Raw genomic sequence first — 16,683 nt, 5'->3', positions numbered from 1 at the left:
TGGAGCTGCCGGTAGAATTTTGGTATTTGTTATAGTACAGTGTAGTTATTGCATGAATTTATTGCTCAATTTTCTATTATCTGGCTGGATGGTCACATTCGTCACATAAGTTTCCGTAGCAATCAGCTTTCTCAATGATATCATTACCGCATTCTTTACATTTCTTTTTAGGCAACGTTCTGAAAAATTCGATTACGTTTTGCATGTGCATCCTCTCCTTTAAGTGGTTGTTCTCATTGTAATATAACAGTATTCACTGTGTCAACACTGTGTTACAACAAATTTTAAAAAATGGAGTGATTTTTCATGAAATTGACGGTTATCGGTTATTGGGGAGGTTATCCAGCACCGGATGGAGCGACATCTTCCTACTTGTTGGAAAAAGACGGATACTCCCTGTTGATGGATGCAGGCAGCGGTTCTTTATCCAAACTGCAGAAGTACAAGCAACTGGATCAGCTGGATGCAGTCATCCTTTCCCATTATCACCAGGACCATATTGCAGATATCGGTGTCCTGCAATATTCACGCCTTGTCCAGTCGTTTGTGACAGGTGCGCAGGATGTCCTGCCGATATATGGCCATATGGAAGATAAAGAAGGGTTCGATTCATTGACCCATGAGTATACGGAAGGTGTCCCTTATGAGCCTTCGGGGATCCTAGAGGCAGGTCCGTTCCGTATCAGTTTCCAAAAATCCGTACATCCTGTTCCATGCTATGGCATGAGAATCAGTGATGGGGAGAGTGTCCTGGTATATACCGCAGACACAAGCTATCAGCAGGAATGGGTAGATTTTGCACGAAATGCAGATCTTCTGATCACGGATTGCAATTTTTACGCAGGCCAGGATGGGACGAAAGCAGGACATATGACAAGTAGAGAGGGAGGACAGATTGCAGAAGCAGCCGGTGTCCGGGAACTGATGCTGAGCCACCTTCCGCAATACGGTGACAATGAACAGCTGGTACGGGAAGCAGAGGAGGTTTTCAATGGTGGCACAGGCTTGGCGTACGAAGGCCGCGTGTGGGAAAACTGAGGGATTATCTTTGATTATGCAGGACTTTTAACTTACACTGAAAATGGAGCATGATTGAAGAGGAGGAAGGAAACTTGAAGTTTATCGACAACCAGGGAATTACAGATCCAATGATCAATTTGGCTATTGAAGAATATATTTTGGAAAACTTCGGCGAAAAGGATACATACCTGCTGTTCTATGTGAACAAGCCATCCATCATTATCGGCAGGAACCAGAACTCCGTGGAGGAAATCAACACCGACTATGTGGAGAAAAACGGAATCAAGGTTGTCCGGAGACTCTCTGGCGGTGGAGCCGTCTATCATGATGAACAGAACTTGAATTTCAGCTTCATCACGAAAGATGATGGTGAAAGCTTCCAAAACTTCCAGAAGTTCACCCAGCCAATCGTAGATGCCTTAAATAAACTCGGAGTTCCTGCAGAGATGCAGGGCCGCAACGACCTTGCTGTAGAAGGACGCAAGATTTCCGGGAATGCGATGTTCTCTACTCGTGGACGGATGTTCAGCCACGGCACACTGATGTTGGATTCGGAAATAGAAAATGTAGTGGAAGCCTTGAACGTCAGAAAGGAAAAGATCGAGTCGAAGGGAATCAAGTCCATCCGCAGCCGTGTAGCGAATATTTCCGAATACCTGGATGAGAAAATCACCATGAATGAGTTCAAGGAACTGATTCTGCGTCATGTGTTCGATGTAGATGATGTGAAGGATGTGCCGCAATATGAACTGACCGACGAAGACTGGAAGAATATCCATAAGATCTCAGAAGAGAGATACCAGAAGTGGGAATGGAATTATGGCAAATCCCCGGCATATAATGTGCGCGAGACGCATAAATTCCCTGCAGGTTTCGTTGATGTCCGTTTGGATGTCAAAAAAGGCATCATAGAGAATTGCAAGATTTATGGAGACTTCTTCGGCATGGGCAGCATTTCCGAATTGGAAGATGCGGTGACTGGTACACGCCACGAGCGCAAGGCACTTGAAGAAGCACTAGCTGATGTGGATGTATCCCATTATCTCGGAAAAATCACCAAAGAGGATTTTCTCAGTCTGATTTATTAAGAGAGAGAAGGCAGGGACCCGGAAATCCACCTTGGTACAATAATGATTACATTTTTATGCTACCGACAAAACCGTCAGGAAGACCATCAATTCCTGGCGGTTGTGCTGCTTATACAAAAAATGTTAGCGCTTACTATTGCAATATGCCGGGCTTTCTTTTATAATCCAATTGTAAGAAAATAATAAACATTCAAATCGGCGTTTTATATGGAAGGTTTGCTTCGATAGGACCGAGGCAGACTTTTACATAGAAATGAATGACTATTCATTCATATAAGGAGGGTGTTCATGAATATCACGGAACAGTTAGCGGTAACCGCACAAAGCCAGCCGGAAAAAACAGCTTATGTTTTTGAGGACAAGCAGACGTCGTATATGGAATTGGAAAGATCCGTACAGAAATTTGCCTCGAGCCTGACAGGTATGGGCTTGAAGAAAGGGGACCATATTGCACTGGTAGTCGGCAACAGTCCTTACTATGTCATCGGATTGTACGGAGCTTTGAGACTCGGTGCTGTGGTCATTCCGATCAACCCGTTGTATATGGCCAATGAAATGAACTATATTCTCAACGATGGAGACGTCAAAGCCGTCATTACGATGGATGTGCTGCTGGAGAAATTTGCTGCCATCCATGAACAGCTCCCCGGAGTCAGGAATTATATCTCTTGTGACAGCGGGGCAGGATCATCATCTCTGGAGGATCATATCCTAGGTCCCAAGCTTCATTCTTTCACGGATCTTGTTCAGGCAGGCAGCCCTGGTTGGAATCCAGCAGAATGGAAGGATGATGAAACGGCAATCATCTTGTACACCTCCGGAACAACTGGGAAACCAAAAGGAGCCATGCTGACCCATCGAAATATTTACTCCAATGCCAAAGACGTTGCTGATTACCTGGCGATCAATGGCGAAGACCGCGTGATTGCCGCCCTCCCGATGTTCCATGTATTCTGCTTGACTGTAGCATTGAATGCTCCTCTGATGAATGGTGGTACGGTTTTAATTCTGCCGAAATTCTCCCCCAGTGAGGTTTTCCGTATAGCAAAGGATCATCAGGCAACTGTATTTGCAGGCGTTCCGACGATGTACAACTATTTGCTGCAGAGTGGGGAATCTCAGGGAGAGTTTGCCAACATCCGGCTGTGCATCTCAGGAGGTGCCGCCATGCCTGTATCCCTGCTCGAGGCATTTGAAGAGACATTTGATGTCCAAATTTCAGAAGGATACGGATTGTCTGAAGCATCTCCTGTCACGTGTTTCAACCCACTGGATCGACCGAGGAAGGCAGGGTCTATCGGCCAGAGTATCCTGAATGTGGAAAATAAAGTGGTGGACGAATTTGGAGAAGAGCTTCCTATTGGAGAGGTGGGTGAGCTTGCGGTAACAGGTCCGAACGTCATGAAAGGTTATTATAATTTGCCGGATGAAACGGCATCCGCCTTGAAGGATGGCTGGCTTTATACAGGAGATATGGCCCGGATGGATGAGGAGGGCTATTTCTATATTGTCGATCGCAAGAAGGAATTGATTCTTGTCGGCGGCTATAATGTCTATCCAAGGGAAGTGGAAGAGGTTCTCTATGCCCATCCCAACGTATCGGAAGCTGCTGTCATCGGTGTTCCACACCCGGAAGCAGGCGAGGCGGTAATGGCTTTCGTGGTCTCTGATGACTCCTCGGTAACAGCGGATGAATTGGCTGGGTATTGCCGGCAGCACCTGATCGGATATAAAGTGCCTTCGGAAATAGAGTTTCTGGATGAGCTGCCGAAAAATACAACAGGGAAAATCCTCCGCAAAAACTTGCGGGACCAAGTGAAACAGTAGGCCAAAAAGGGGAGTATCCATACATATGGATGCTTCCACTTTTATATGGATTTGATTTTCATGAAACGGGAGAATAAAAAGATGAAATTTTGCTCGTTTCACTATCTTTTTATCTGAAAATTTGATAGGTTAGTGGTAGCCGCTTCCTTTTCCCTACATGGAAAGGAATGATCCTATTGTATAAAGACTTCTATACCCCATCCTATGAAATCTCCCCATTGACCATGGCAGTCATAGCAAACCCGATAAAAAAAGGAGAGACTTATTCCTATGTGCTTGAAGAAGAAATGGAGTATGCTATCGATAACTCGCCAAGCAGGTTAATGAACGACGCCTGCAAGTACCTTGGCTCCAGTCTGAAAGGCAGACAGGACGGTACTCGGGAAATCTGCGGTATTACCCATAAGGCCCCCATTTCCGTCGACCCTTCCTGCGGGATGTATTTTTTCCCGACAACTTCACCAGCTAATCCAAAGTGTTCATGGATTGCCCACACCCATATCGACCAGATCAACAGGATACCGGATAACAGTACTGAGATCATCTTTCATAATGGCAAGAAAATTACGCTGAAGGTTTCCTACGGATCGATGCTCAATCAAGTGCAGCGGACGGCCCAGTTCCGTTATCTGTTGGACCAGCGAATCAAGTATTTGCAGAAGCATGCGGCTGATCTGGTTGCAGAGCCGCAGCCATGAGTTCTTGTACAATCGCCTCGACCTTCATCCGGATGGCAGGATTGAAATAATTGCGTTTTTCCTCATGCCCCCGACAGATGAAGAGGAAAGTGGAAAAGGAATCGTTTTTGTTGAGGCGGACAATCCGAAGTCCTTTCTCGCGCATTTCCTTCCGCAGTCGGTGTCGTTCTTTTAAGGCAGCCGTTTCCATATTCTGCAATAAGTCGAGATAGGGGCCTTTTATCTTGAACGGCCCTTGCTGAATGTGAGCCGTATCCTGACGAATGACCAGAATAGCCATGGAAAGAAACAGGAAGCGCCCGGCCAGCTGCAATTCCTCATCCGTAAGATATCGCATGAATAACCCTCCCACACAGAACATTTGTTCCAGTGCTTTATATTATATGCCAAATGCAGAGGAAAATACAACAAAGTTTCATCAACTTTTAGTAAAATGGAAGGGAAGCGGCAGATTTTCCTGCTATTTTATACAAACCATATTTTAGAATAACTGTGTAAAGGGAATAATTTGTGTACAGTTGATTGATACATATGAGGAGCTTGGACTACATGCATTTACTGGGTACCGTACTATCAGACTGGCAAACCGAAATCGAAGAGGAAGGTTTTGAAGCTTTTATTCTGCAGCTGTTGAGCGAATATGAAAGTCTGGGGCCCCTCCCCGGGTTCTTCCTGCCATTCATTGAAGCTTTCCTGCCATTTCTTCCCCTAGTGGTTTTCGTATTTGCGAACGCCGCTGCGTATGGCCTGCTGGAAGGTTTTCTGCTTTCTTGGCTTGGAGCCTGCAGTGGGGCTGTCATCATTTTTCTAGTCGTCCGCAGACTCAGCGACAGAAGGTGGGTGAGAAAGTTCCGGGAAAATCATCAGGTGAGAAAGGTAACGACCTGGGTAGAGCGCCACGGCTTCGGCCCGCTGTTCCTCCTGCTCTGTTTCCCTTTCTCTCCTTCAGCGGTCATCAATGTGGTCGCCGGTTTATCCAAAGTAAGCATCTATCAGTTCATACTTGCCGTTATGATGGGGAAGGCAGTCATGATTTTCTCCATTGCCTATGTCGGGTCCAATATTATGGAATTTGCCAAGAACCCGGTGAAGACCATTGTGGTGATCGTTTGTATTGGACTGTTCTGGATCATTGGGAAATATGCGGAAAAGAAACTGCATGACAAAGCCAAACTGAAAGAGAATCCGAATTTCACTCGGGATTAAAATATTTCCTATAGGGTATTAACATGGTGAACACATCATGACCCTGGAGGAAATAATCATGAAAAAACTCAACTATCGCAAGCTGGTTCCGGTGGTGATTTTTGCCGTGGGGGTGGCCTTGATCTTTCGGTCTGCCCTGTTTGCCAGTTATGTGGTGGACGGAGAGTCCATGGAGCCGACACTGTATGATGGAAACCTGCTCATGGTCAATAAGGTGATCTATGATATTACCGATGTGGACCGGTTTGATGTCATTGTTTTTCATGCCAATCCGGAAGAAGATTATGTGAAACGGGTAATCGGACTTCCGGGTGACGAAATAGAATATAAGGATGATAAGCTCTATGTAAATGGGGAATACAAAGAAGAGAAATTCTTGGAACCATATGCCGCGCAAAGTGAAGCCGAACCATTCACGGAAGATTTCACCCTGGAAGAAGTGACCGGAGAGAAGAAGGTTCCGGAGGGGGAAATCTTCGTGATGGGGGATAATCGACAGGACAGCTTGGACAGCCGTTCCTTCGGTTTTGTGTCTGAGAGTACATTGGTTGGTAAAGTCGGAGTAAAATACTGGCCACTTTCTCAAGCGGATTTGACACTCGGCAAATAGCTGTTCGACCACTCCTGCCTTTGGTAAAATGAAAGGCAGGAGTTTTTTTATGGGATGTAAAAGACGAATATATATAGATAGCATGACATGACAGTTTAACAGAAGAGGAGGAGAAGGATGGGACTCAGATTTTTACTCGGAAGAGCAGGCACGGGCAAAAGCGGCCGGACCATGGATGAAATAAGGGAAAAACTGAAGGAAGACCCGAAAGGCCCGCCGATTTTTTATTTGGTGCCGGATCAGATGACCTTCCAGCAGGAATATACCTTGTTCAGTGATGATGCGATTGAAGGCAGTATCCGTGCCCAGGTGGTCAGCTTTTCTCGTCTGGCCTGGCGGGTACTCCAGGAGACTGGGGGGAGTATCAGGCAGTTCATCAGTTCGGTAGGCATGCAGATGATGCTTCGGAAAATCATTGAAGAAAAGCAGGGGGATTGGCAGGTTTTCCAGAAGGCATTGGAAAAACAAGGATTTCTCGGACAGCTGGAAGGGATGATCACGGAGTTCAAACGGTATGATATTACACCGGAAGCACTGCGCATGCAAATTGATGGCATACGCGGCTATGTACATAGGGAGCCGGGGGAAGAAGCCCTGGCTAGGAAGTTGGAGGATCTCTTGTATATCTATGATCGGCTGACAGGAGCTCTGAAGGACCAGTATATTGATAGCGAAGATCAGCTGCGGCTTCTTGCGGATAAAATCAAGGAGTCTTCCTTGCTCGATGGGGCCGAGGTTTATATCGATGGCTTTCACAGCTTCACACCAAATGAATTGCTGGTAGTGGCGGAACTCTTGGAAAAATGTAAGTGCGTCACCATTACATTGACCATGGATCCAGAGAAAGAAGAGGAGGTAAACGAGCTGGATCTGTTCTATCAGACCACAGAAACATACCATGCACTGAGAGGTATGGCAGAGGAAAGAGGCATCTCCCTGGATGGAGAGGAAATACTGAAACCTGAGCGGGGCCGGTTTTCCGACCGGCCGTTCTTTGCCCATTTGGAACGCAATTTTGATGAGCGGCCTGCACCTGTTTTTGAGGGCAGTGTGCCCGTTCATATTGCGGAAGCGGTTCATCCGCGTGCAGAAGTGGAAGGGGCCGCCCAGGAGATTTTGCGTCTTGTTAGGGAAGAGGGTTATCGGTTTCAGGATATGGCTGTCTTTATCCGCCAGACAGAGACGTATCATGATTTGATCGATACCGTGTTCAGAGACCATGATATTCCTGTGTTTTTGGATGAGAAGCGAACCATGCTCAATCATTCGCTGATTGAATTCATCCGTTCCATCCTGGATATTGTGGAAGGGAACTGGCGGTATGATGCTGTGTTCCGGGTATTGAAGACAGGCTTTATTCCGGCAGATGATCAAGAGTATCCACTGACAGATGATGCCATCGATGAATTGGAAAACTATGTACTGGAATACGGCATCCGTTCACGGGATCGTTGGTTCAGTGAAGATGAATGGGTGTTCCAGCGTTTCCGCGGCTTTGACCAAGCGGGTCAGACAGATGCTGAAAGGGAGACCCAGCAGCGGATCAATCGATATCGCCGACAGGTCACCAATGCCCTCAAGCCTTTTGACGAACAGATCCGCAAAGCAGCGACAGTCAGGGAATTATGTGAGGTTACCTACCTTCTACTGGAAGAACTTTCAATACCTGCCCAGTTAGAGCGGACAAGGGAACAGTATGATGATAAAGGAGAAATAGAAAAAGGGAGGGAGCAGGATCAGGTATGGGATGCTGTCATCCAACTGTTCGATGAGATTGTCGAGATGGCCGGGGAAGAACAGATGACCCTACCCACTTTCCGAAAAGCAATGGAGGCAGGCTTTGAAACGTTGAAATTTGCCCACGTACCGCCAACCATGGATCATGTCATTGTCGGTACCATTGACCGTTCCCGTATCAGTGGCATCAAATGCTCTTTCCTGCTTGGCGTAAATGACGGTGTATGGCCGATGAAGCCCGCTGCAGACGGAATGATCAATGAACAGGAACGGGAGCTTCTGGAGGAACACGGCCTGAAGCTTGCTGATACGAGCAGACGCCAGCTTCTTGATGATTGGTTTTATATGTATACGGCGTTCACCTCGGCCAAAGACAGGCTGTGGATCAGCTTTCCGCTCAGTGATGAGGAAGGTAAATCCAAGATGCCTTCCCAGCTCATCAAGCGGGTGGAAGATCTGTTTCCGATTTGCTGTGAGCATATCCTGCTGCAAGACCCGGATGAACTAGTGGAAGCGGACCGATTCATTACCACACCTGTCAAAACACGGTCTGCCCTTACGGCCCAGCTGGCAAGAAGTCTGAAAGGATATCCGGTAAAACCAGTATGGAAGCAGGTGTTGAATTGGTATATCAGCAACCATGAGAAATACGGAACGACCTATACCATTCTGCAGAGTCTTCACTATGAAAACAAACCGGTGAACCTATCCTCAGACACGGCCGAAAAGCTCTACCCGAAAAGGATGAAAGCTAGTGTATCCCGGCTGGAATCCTATTATAGCTGTTCCTATCAGCACTTTGCCAAATACAGCCTTGGACTGGATGAACGGAAAACCTATAAATTGGATGCACCTGACATCGGTCAGCTATTCCATGAGGCCTTGAAAACAATCACGGAATGGATCCAACAGGAGGGCAGAGATTTTGCCCAATTGACGAAGAACGATACCAATTCCTATGCACGGAAAGCGGTTGGAAATCTGGCCCCGATCCTGCAGAACCAGATTCTCCGCAGTTCCAACCGCTACAAGTATATCCAGCAGAAACTGGAGCAGGTGATTGCAAGGGCGGCATTCATCTTGAGTGAACAGGCGAGACAAAGCAACTTCTCCCCTGTCGGGCTGGAACTTGGGTTCGGAATCAATGAACAGCTGCCCCCGCTTACCATCCCTCTGAAAAACGGTTATGAACTGATGTTGAGAGGACGAATCGACCGGGTGGACAGAGCGTTGACAGCCAATGACCTGCTACTTCGCATTATCGACTACAAGTCCAGCTCTAAGGGGTTGAGCCTGTTGGAAGTCTACTATGGGCTGGCATTGCAGATGCTGACCTACCTTGATGTGGTGCTCACGCATTCAGAGAGTTGGCTAGAACAGAAGGCCACACCTGCCGGGGTGCTGTATTTCCATGTCCATAACCCGATGATCTCAAGCGAAGGCAAATTGAACGATGAGGCCATTGAGGAGAAGATTTTCAAGAACTACAAAATGGACGGCCTCCTTTTATCCGATGAAGGCACGGTCCAGGAAATGGATACTTCCCTGGTTCCTGGTAAGAAGAGCGACATTATACCGGCAGGGATCAAGAAAAGTGGGGGATTCCACAGTACCTCACATATCGCCGATGAACAGACATTTCACCGCCTCAACCAGCATATGCACCGACTGATGCAGAATGCCGGTCTCGATATAACAGAAGGCGGTGTCCATCTGAATCCCTATCAGCATAAGCAGAATGTGGCCTGTACGTTCTGTCCATTCCATGCAGTCTGCCAGTTTGATCCGATTCTGGAAACCAATGATTACCGAAAGCTGAAAGATATGAAAGATAAAGAGATACTGGAAACGTTGAAAAGGGAGGAGGGACAGAATGGTTAATTGGACAAGAGAACAGGAACAAGCTATTTATACAGATGGAAAAGACGTACTTGTGGCAGCGGCAGCTGGCTCTGGGAAAACGGCAGTTCTGGTTGAGCGTATCATCCAGAAATTGCTGCGGAGCGAAAATCCGGTAGAAATCGATTCACTTCTGGTTGTGACCTTCACCAATGCCGCAGCACAGGAAATGCGCAACAGGGTTGGCGAGGCATTGGAAGCAGCCCTGGCGGATAACCCTTCTTCCATGCATCTGAAGAAGCAGCTGTCCATGCTGCAGACCGCCTCGATTTCCACCCTGCACTCGTTTTGTCTGGACGTCATTCGACAGTATGCCTATCTATTGGATATTGATCCAGCCTTCCGGATTGCCGATGACATGGAAGCCGATCTGATTAAGCAGGAGGTGCTGGATGACCTGTTTGAGAGATGGTATGGAAGTGAGGCAGAACAGCAGGAGAAATTTTTCCAAGTAGTCGACCGTTTTTCAAGCGACCGCAGTGATGTCCAGGTAGAGGATCTGATCCTGAAACTCTATGAGTTTGCCATGCAGAATCCAGACCCGGAAGGCTGGCTCGAATCACTGGCTGATACCTATACCATTCCAGAAGATTGGAAGGAAGAGAACCTCGGCTGGTTGACGATTATGAAGCATGAAGTGCGGAATACGTTTGAAGCGATCAGGGAAGAGATGGCGGTCGCCATGGAAATGACAAAGGAAAATGATGGACCGTATCAATACGCAGAAGCTATTGAGTCAGACATGGAGTTGCTGCAGGGAGTATGGAGCAGAATGGATGATTGGGATCTCTTGGGAGAATACATCAGTCAGGCTTCCTTCAAGGCTCTATCCCGAAAGAAAACAGAGTGTAATGAGGAGAAGAAGGAACGGACGAAAAAACTGCGTAACAGTTATAAAAAACGCTGGACTGACATGAAGGAAAGTTGGTTTACACGTAACCTGAATAGTCATGTGGAGGACATGCGCGAGTTGGCACCGGTCATCCGTCAGCTGACCGAGCTGGTGAAAGAGTTCCGAGCAGAATTCACGGCACAGAAGCGGGAGCGCGCGTTGGTTGATTTCTCGGACTTGGAACATTTGTGTCTGGAGCTGCTGATGGATGAAGAAGCATCCAGTCGGCAAGAGCCAGTTCCTTCTACAGTTGCCAAAGAATACCAGCGCCGGTTCAGCGAGGTGCTTGTCGATGAATACCAGGATACCAACTTGGTTCAGGAAACCATTCTCACACTGATCAGTGACCGGACAGGGCCGGGCAACATGTTCATGGTTGGAGATGTGAAGCAGAGCATTTACCGTTTCCGTCATGCTGAACCTTCGCTGTTCATTGATAAATATAAACGGTTTGCCGGCCAGGATCACCCAGGCGCCCGTATTGATTTGGCAAGCAATTTCCGGAGCAGGGAGCATGTGCTCAGTGGGACGAATTTCATTTTCCGCCAAATCTTGGATGAAGAGGTTGGTGAAATCAGATATGACGCAGACGCAGAATTGATTTACGGGAATAAGTCCTATGATGAATTGCCTTTTTCTTCTCCGAGCCCAGAGCTGTTGATCATCGACCGGGAAGCTGAAGAAGAGGCTGACAGTGACGGTGGGGAAGATTTTCAGGATTTGGAGAAGGCCCAGCTGGAGGCTAGGGCCTATGCAGAAAAGATAAAACAGTGGATCGGCCAAAAAGAGGGAGGACCCCTTCAGGTCTTTGACAAGGAGACCGGAGCGCAAAGGGATTTCCAGTATCGTGATGCAGTAATCCTGCTCCGCTCGATGACATGGGCGCCAACCATAGCTGATGAGTTGAAAAGGCAGGGAATCCCTGTCTATGCAGAACTTTCCACAGGGTACTTCGAGGCGATTGAAGTGAAAATCATGATCAGCTTGTTGAAGGTGATTGATAATCCTAGACAGGATATTCCGCTTGCCTCTGTATTGAAATCTCCGATCGTAGGGCTGAATGAAGAAGAGTTGGCACGGATCAGGCTCGCAGATAAGCAAAACGCCTTTTATGATGCCTTGCAGCAGTATCGTAGGCAGCATAATAATCAAACGGCTGATACCGTGGAGAAATTCCTCGGCCGTCTGGAAGATTTCCGTCTGGCTGCGCGTCAGGGTGCACTTGCTGAATTGATCTGGGACATATACCGCGTGACCGGCTATTTCGATTTTGTCGGAGGGATGCCTGGGGGGCGGCAACGGCAGGCAAATCTCCGGGCTCTGTATGACCGGGCGCGAGGCTATGAAGCTACTTCCTTCCGCGGCTTGTTCCGTTTCTTGCGCTTCATTGAGAGAATGGAAGAACGAGGAGATGATTTGGGGGCAGCCAGAGCCCTGAGTGAACAGGAAGACGTGGTAAGGATCATGACGATCCATAAGAGCAAGGGGCTGGAGTTTCCAGCGGTCATCGTCGGGGCGATGGGAAAGGAATTCAATATGCAGGATTTGAACAACAAGTATCTCCTGCACAAGGATCTCGGCTTTGCCAGCAAATATATTGATCCTATCAAACGAATCACCTATCCAACCTTGTTCTATCATGCATTGAGAAGCGAGAAAAAGCGCGAGTTGTTGGCCGAGGAAATGCGGGTGCTGTATGTCGCCCTGACACGGGCGAAGGAAAAACTCGTGATGGTTGCCAATGTCCCTTCGTTTGAGAAGAAAAGGGAAAAATGGGAGAAGATGCTGGAGCATACTGACTGGGTACTCCCAGCACATTTCCGCATGTCCTCTAAGACCTATTTGGACTGGGTCGGGCCCGCTCTGATCCGCCACCACCACAATGAGGCTTTACGGAAAGAGAACGTCCGTGATGCTGTACTGGATGACATCCAAGTTGACCCATCAAGCTGGGACGTCTCTGTTATTCATGGCAGTGCATTTGCCAATCTGGAAGACCGTTCGGAAGAAGAGGCTAAAGAATTGAAGGAGCATCTGATCGAATGGAAACCAGTGGACGCTGACGATGAAGAATTGCAGCAGATGGTGGAAGGTAGACTTTCCTACCAGTATCCTTTTCGGGAAGCAGCCAGCTCTAGGGCTAAGCAGACCGTGACCGAGGTGAAAAGGCAACGGGAAATCGCTGACGAATACAGCTCCACCCAGCTGGTCCAGGAATTCCGGCCGCCAATCGTCAAACGTCCGAATTTCATGCAGAAGGAGAAAACACTCACTTCGGCAGAAAAAGGGACAGCGATGCATACCGTCATGCAGCACTTGCCGATGGACCGGGTTTTGACGGCAATGGAGATTCAAGAGTATGCAGAAAGACTGGCCGACAAAGAAATCATGACCAGGGAAGAGGCGGATATCATCCATGCTGAAGCGATTGAAGAATTCTACCATTCCGATATAGCAGCATATATCAGGGATGCATCCGATTTTCAGAGGGAAGTCCCTTTCAGCCTCTCTCTTCCCGCTGAAGAGGTGTACGCAAATTGGCAGTCCGGACAGGGCGAGCAGGTTCTCCTACAGGGGGTAATTGATGGACTGATACCAAAGGAGGACGGCTGGATCATCTTGGACTATAAAACCGATTCCATCCAGGAACCAGTGAACGATCATGTAAAGGAAAAGCTCATCAACCGGTATCGCACACAGATGGATTTGTACCGTTATGCCATTGAACATATCTGGAAACAACCTGTAAAAGAGACATATCTATATTTCTTCGATCAGGCCCTCCTCATACAGGTGCCCTGATCCCTTTGAGCCAGCTTCCAATTTGGGAGCTGGTTTTTTATATGGGAAAGAGCAGTGGATAAGCGTGAGGAGTGCCGGTAAATTGATTGTACTGGTGATATCGCGGCTGATCGGCGGATAAACCCGAATACCTGCTGATAAAGGCATCCTCCTGCTGATATCGCCGCTGACCAGCGGATAAAACTGCTTACCTGGTGATATCACGCATGACCAGCTGATAAAGCGAACAACCTGCCGATATCGCCGAGGAACAGCGGATAAAAATGTTCACCTGGTGATATCCGCTACGTCCTGCTGATACCCCCGAACACCAGCGGATAAAGCCATCCTCCTGCCGATATCACCCCTGAACAGCGGATAAACTGAACGACCCGCTGATATCACTCTGCCGCCACACTGCATGGTTCAAACCTTCCACAGCATGGCTTTTATACTTCTGTTCACCTTTTCGCCACAATATCCCCAAGGTGTGACGAAAATCACTGGTCTCCGGTAATTTATCTCACTTAACCACGCGCAAAATTGAATTACTATAAAGACAAGAAATAAACAAGGGGGTTGATGATCGATGGCAACTGCAAAAGAAATAAAGCCGAAACAAGACCAAGACCTGCATGAGACAGAATCACTGAAGGGTGCATTATTTTCTTCGGTAGTGTTTGTCGGAGGCGGCATCGTCCTGTTCTTCCTGTTACTTTTCATTCTATATATGGTTCGACTATGAAGGGGGTAATCACATGAAATTACATCGCCATGAAGAGATTTGGCTGATCATTGGAGTGAGTATTCTGGTAATCAGCATGGTTGTGACCGGTTACCAGACATTCGCTCTCGGGATGGGTCCACCAAGTGATAAGGATACCATCGATCCACAATTAGTGGATGAAACAGCTCCATTCGATAATCCAGGTGTCTATGAAATCGGGGAAAACAAATACGAAGTCATCATGACATTGCAGGCATTCAGTTTCACCCCGAATGAGATCGAAGTCCCAGCCGGAGCTGAAGTTACCTTCCGGATGACTTCCAAGGATGTCACACACGGCTTCCAAATTGCCGGAACCAACGCGAACGCCATGGTTATGCCGGGGCATATTCAAACGATTACAGAAACATTTGATGAACCTGGTGAATACCTGGTGATCTGCAACGAATATTGCGGTGCAGGACATCAAATGATGGGAACTACAATCACAGTGAAATAAGGAAGGAGGCAATCACATGGAATTGCCAGTAAGAGAACCATTTAGCGAAAAGGCAAATAAGGCTCTGGGCATCAACCAGAAAGATTCCCGACTTACATTGACGTATTTCTCTGTCGCATTCATTGCATTATTGATCGGCGGGTTTCTGGGGCTGTTTCAGGGATTGAACCGTGCGGGACTGATGCAATTGCCGCCATGGTTCGACTATTATCAAGCACTTACAGGACACGGGGTGTTGATGGTCCTGGTATTCACAGCACTATTTACAGTAGGATACTTTTATGCAGTATTATCACATACGCTGGGAGGTCTGCTGCCAGCAGTCCGTAAAATGGGCTGGACAGCATTCGGGCTCATGGCAGTCGGCACAGTCATGTCAGGATCAATGATTGTGTCAGGCGATGCTTCCGTCCTGTATACCTTCTATCCGCCCATGCAGGCTTCACCTTGGTTTTATATCGGCCTCGTCTTTCTGGTCGTCGGGATCTGGGTTGCAGCATTCGGCTGTTTTATCAACGTAGCAAAATGGAGAAAGCAGAACCGTGGCCAGCATATTCCACTTCTTTCCTTCTTTGCGGTCGGCGTATTCGTCATGTTGTTCTTCGGAAGTATCGGAGTGGCGATCGAAGTATTCACTTTGATTCCATGGGCATTCGGCTGGAAAGAGACTGTCAATGTACTGCTTGCCCGCACATTGTTCTGGAGCTTTGGACATACGCTTGTGAACATTTGGTATCTGACAGCTATCTCTGCATGGTATGTAGCGGTACCAAGGATCATAGGAGGAAGGTTGTTCAGTGATTCATTGACCCGTTTGGTCATCATCATGCTTGTTATTCTTAATATTCCTGGCGGTTTCCACCACCAGATCATTGACCCAGGATTTTCCCAAGGTCTGAAGTTCATGCATGTATTCATGAGTCTATCCATTGCTTTCCCATCTCTAATGACTGCATTCGCCATGTTCGCAGTCTTTGAAAGAACCGGAAGGAAAAAAGGCGCAAAAGGCCTTCTCGGCTGGGTGAAAACACTCCCATGGGGAGATGTCCGCTTCCTTGCACCAATGATAGCTATGATTGCATTCATTCCGGGCGGAGCAGGCGGTATTGCGCAGACTAATAACCAATTGAACCAAGTAGTGCATAATTCCCTATGGGTAACCGGCCACTTCCACCTTACAGTGGGAACGACTGTCATGCTTACATTCTTCGGGATTGCCTACTGGTTGATTCCATATCTATCAAAACGTGAGCTGACACCAAAAATGAATAAGCTCGGCGTCATCCAAACACTGATCTGGACAGCAGGAATGCTGTTCATGGCTGGAGCCATGCACTGGGTCGGACTGCTCGGTTCTCCGAGAAGAACATCCTATTCAACGTATGGAGATAACGCGACAGCATTGAGTTGGGATCCATACCTCATGTTCCTCGCTGTCGGTGGTACGCTGTTGATCATAGGTGTGGTAATGATGGTCTATATTGTTTTCCACCTCATGTTCCGGGCTCCGAAAGGGCAAACGGAATTCCCGATTGCAGAACCGGAACCGAACGCCGGACCAACACCTAAGTGGACGGAACGTTGGGGACTATGGATTGTGCTGATGATTGCAGTTGTTTCCATGGGATACGTTATCCCAGTAGTGGATCTGATTGTCAATGCACCTCCAGGTTCGCCTCCATTCCGTACATGGTAGAAC

At 47.7% G+C, this 16,683-nt stretch carries 13 protein-coding genes; 11 read left to right on the top strand and 2 right to left on the bottom strand.

The features are described from left to right. Nucleotides 1-76: 76 nt before the first annotated feature. Complete coding sequence (gene yhfH / locus ACFOGI_RS10435; protein ID WP_390272103.1) at nucleotides 77-205, bottom strand: protein YhfH; 129 nt, start codon at nucleotides 203-205, stop codon at nucleotides 77-79. 101 nt (nucleotides 206-306) lie between these two features. Between yhfH and ACFOGI_RS10430 the strand changes: the two genes are divergently transcribed. The 4 genes from ACFOGI_RS10430 (at nucleotide 307) to ACFOGI_RS10415 (ending at nucleotide 4,633) form a co-directional block, all read left to right on the top strand. Continuing rightward, entirely contained in the window at nucleotides 307-1,038 is a 732-nt protein-coding gene (locus ACFOGI_RS10430; RefSeq protein ID WP_390272101.1) for an MBL fold metallo-hydrolase, read from the top strand. A gap of 74 nt (nucleotides 1,039-1,112) precedes the next feature. Beyond that, nucleotides 1,113-2,108, top strand: coding sequence for a lipoate--protein ligase (locus ACFOGI_RS10425; protein WP_390272100.1), 996 nt, complete (start codon nucleotides 1,113-1,115; stop codon nucleotides 2,106-2,108). Between the two features lie 288 nt (nucleotides 2,109-2,396). Further along, nucleotides 2,397-3,935 carry a fatty acid--CoA ligase family protein gene (locus ACFOGI_RS10420; RefSeq protein ID WP_390272098.1) on the top strand — a complete coding sequence of 513 codons (1,539 nt, stop codon included), beginning with the start codon at nucleotides 2,397-2,399 and terminating at the stop codon, nucleotides 3,933-3,935. 176 nt (nucleotides 3,936-4,111) lie between these two features. Further along, nucleotides 4,112-4,633 carry a competence protein ComK gene (locus ACFOGI_RS10415; RefSeq protein ID WP_390272096.1) on the top strand — a complete coding sequence of 174 codons (522 nt, stop codon included), beginning with the start codon at nucleotides 4,112-4,114 and terminating at the stop codon, nucleotides 4,631-4,633. Here ACFOGI_RS10415 and ACFOGI_RS10410 read toward each other — a convergent pair. Continuing rightward, nucleotides 4,581-4,970: a hypothetical protein gene (locus ACFOGI_RS10410; protein ID WP_390272094.1), complete on the bottom strand. Its 390-nt coding sequence runs from the start codon at nucleotides 4,968-4,970 to the stop codon at nucleotides 4,581-4,583. The genes ACFOGI_RS10415 and ACFOGI_RS10410 overlap by 53 nt on opposite strands. 212 nt (nucleotides 4,971-5,182) lie before the next feature. Between ACFOGI_RS10410 and ACFOGI_RS10405 the strand changes: the two genes are divergently transcribed. From ACFOGI_RS10405 to ACFOGI_RS10375, 7 genes are all read left to right on the top strand, one after another. Then, on the top strand, nucleotides 5,183-5,839 hold the full coding sequence (locus ACFOGI_RS10405) for a TVP38/TMEM64 family protein (protein WP_390272092.1): 657 nt from the start codon (nucleotides 5,183-5,185) through the stop codon (nucleotides 5,837-5,839). Nucleotides 5,840-5,897: 58 nt separating this feature from the next. After that, the gene (gene lepB, locus ACFOGI_RS10400; RefSeq protein WP_390272090.1) at nucleotides 5,898-6,449 is read left to right on the top strand and encodes a signal peptidase I; all 552 of its coding nucleotides are present in this window, start codon (nucleotides 5,898-5,900) and stop codon (nucleotides 6,447-6,449) included. Nucleotides 6,450-6,566: 117 nt separating this feature from the next. Next, a complete protein-coding gene (addB, locus tag ACFOGI_RS10395; protein ID WP_390272088.1) occupies nucleotides 6,567-10,067 on the top strand; it encodes a helicase-exonuclease AddAB subunit AddB in 3,501 nt (1,166 codons plus the stop codon). Beyond that, nucleotides 10,060-13,779, top strand: a complete 3,720-nt coding sequence (addA, locus tag ACFOGI_RS10390; RefSeq protein ID WP_390272086.1) for a helicase-exonuclease AddAB subunit AddA — start codon at nucleotides 10,060-10,062, stop codon at nucleotides 13,777-13,779. Before addB ends, addA begins: the two co-directional genes overlap by 8 nt. Nucleotides 13,780-14,347: 568 nt before the next feature. Next, entirely contained in the window at nucleotides 14,348-14,503 is a 156-nt protein-coding gene (locus ACFOGI_RS10385; protein ID WP_390272084.1) for a hypothetical protein, read from the top strand. Between the two features lie 13 nt (nucleotides 14,504-14,516). After that, nucleotides 14,517-14,984 carry a cytochrome c oxidase subunit II gene (locus tag ACFOGI_RS10380; RefSeq protein WP_390272082.1) on the top strand — a complete coding sequence of 156 codons (468 nt, stop codon included), beginning with the start codon at nucleotides 14,517-14,519 and terminating at the stop codon, nucleotides 14,982-14,984. 16 nt (nucleotides 14,985-15,000) lie between these two features. Then, nucleotides 15,001-16,680 carry a cbb3-type cytochrome c oxidase subunit I gene (locus tag ACFOGI_RS10375; protein ID WP_390272080.1) on the top strand — a complete coding sequence of 560 codons (1,680 nt, stop codon included), beginning with the start codon at nucleotides 15,001-15,003 and terminating at the stop codon, nucleotides 16,678-16,680. Nucleotides 16,681-16,683: the final 3 nt, after the last annotated feature.

Source organism: Virgibacillus xinjiangensis (assembly GCF_042643145.1).
Taxonomy (GTDB): domain Bacteria; phylum Bacillota; class Bacilli; order Bacillales; family Amphibacillaceae; genus Virgibacillus_O; species Virgibacillus_O xinjiangensis.
Note: the sequence above shows the minus strand (reverse complement) of the source record. Positions and strands in the feature narration are given on the sequence as shown.

Bases quoted from the DNA above. Each gene is read 5' to 3' on its own strand.
- yhfH (WP_390272103.1), bottom strand. From the start codon at position 205: ATGCAAAACGTAATCGAATTTTTCAGAACGTTGCCTAAAAAGAAATGT.
- ACFOGI_RS10430 (WP_390272101.1), top strand. From the start codon at position 307: ATGAAATTGACGGTTATCGGTTATTGGGGAGGTTATCCAGCACCGGAT.
- ACFOGI_RS10420 (WP_390272098.1), top strand. From the start codon at position 2,397: ATGAATATCACGGAACAGTTAGCGGTAACCGCACAAAGCCAGCCGGAA.
- ACFOGI_RS10410 (WP_390272094.1), bottom strand. From the start codon at position 4,970: ATGCGATATCTTACGGATGAGGAATTGCAGCTGGCCGGGCGCTTCCTG.
- ACFOGI_RS10405 (WP_390272092.1), top strand. From the start codon at position 5,183: ATGCATTTACTGGGTACCGTACTATCAGACTGGCAAACCGAAATCGAA.
- lepB (WP_390272090.1), top strand. From the start codon at position 5,898: ATGAAAAAACTCAACTATCGCAAGCTGGTTCCGGTGGTGATTTTTGCC.
- addB (WP_390272088.1), top strand. From the start codon at position 6,567: ATGGGACTCAGATTTTTACTCGGAAGAGCAGGCACGGGCAAAAGCGGC.
- addA (WP_390272086.1), top strand. From the start codon at position 10,060: ATGGTTAATTGGACAAGAGAACAGGAACAAGCTATTTATACAGATGGA.
- ACFOGI_RS10385 (WP_390272084.1), top strand. From the start codon at position 14,348: ATGGCAACTGCAAAAGAAATAAAGCCGAAACAAGACCAAGACCTGCAT.
- ACFOGI_RS10380 (WP_390272082.1), top strand. From the start codon at position 14,517: ATGAAATTACATCGCCATGAAGAGATTTGGCTGATCATTGGAGTGAGT.
- ACFOGI_RS10375 (WP_390272080.1), top strand. From the start codon at position 15,001: ATGGAATTGCCAGTAAGAGAACCATTTAGCGAAAAGGCAAATAAGGCT.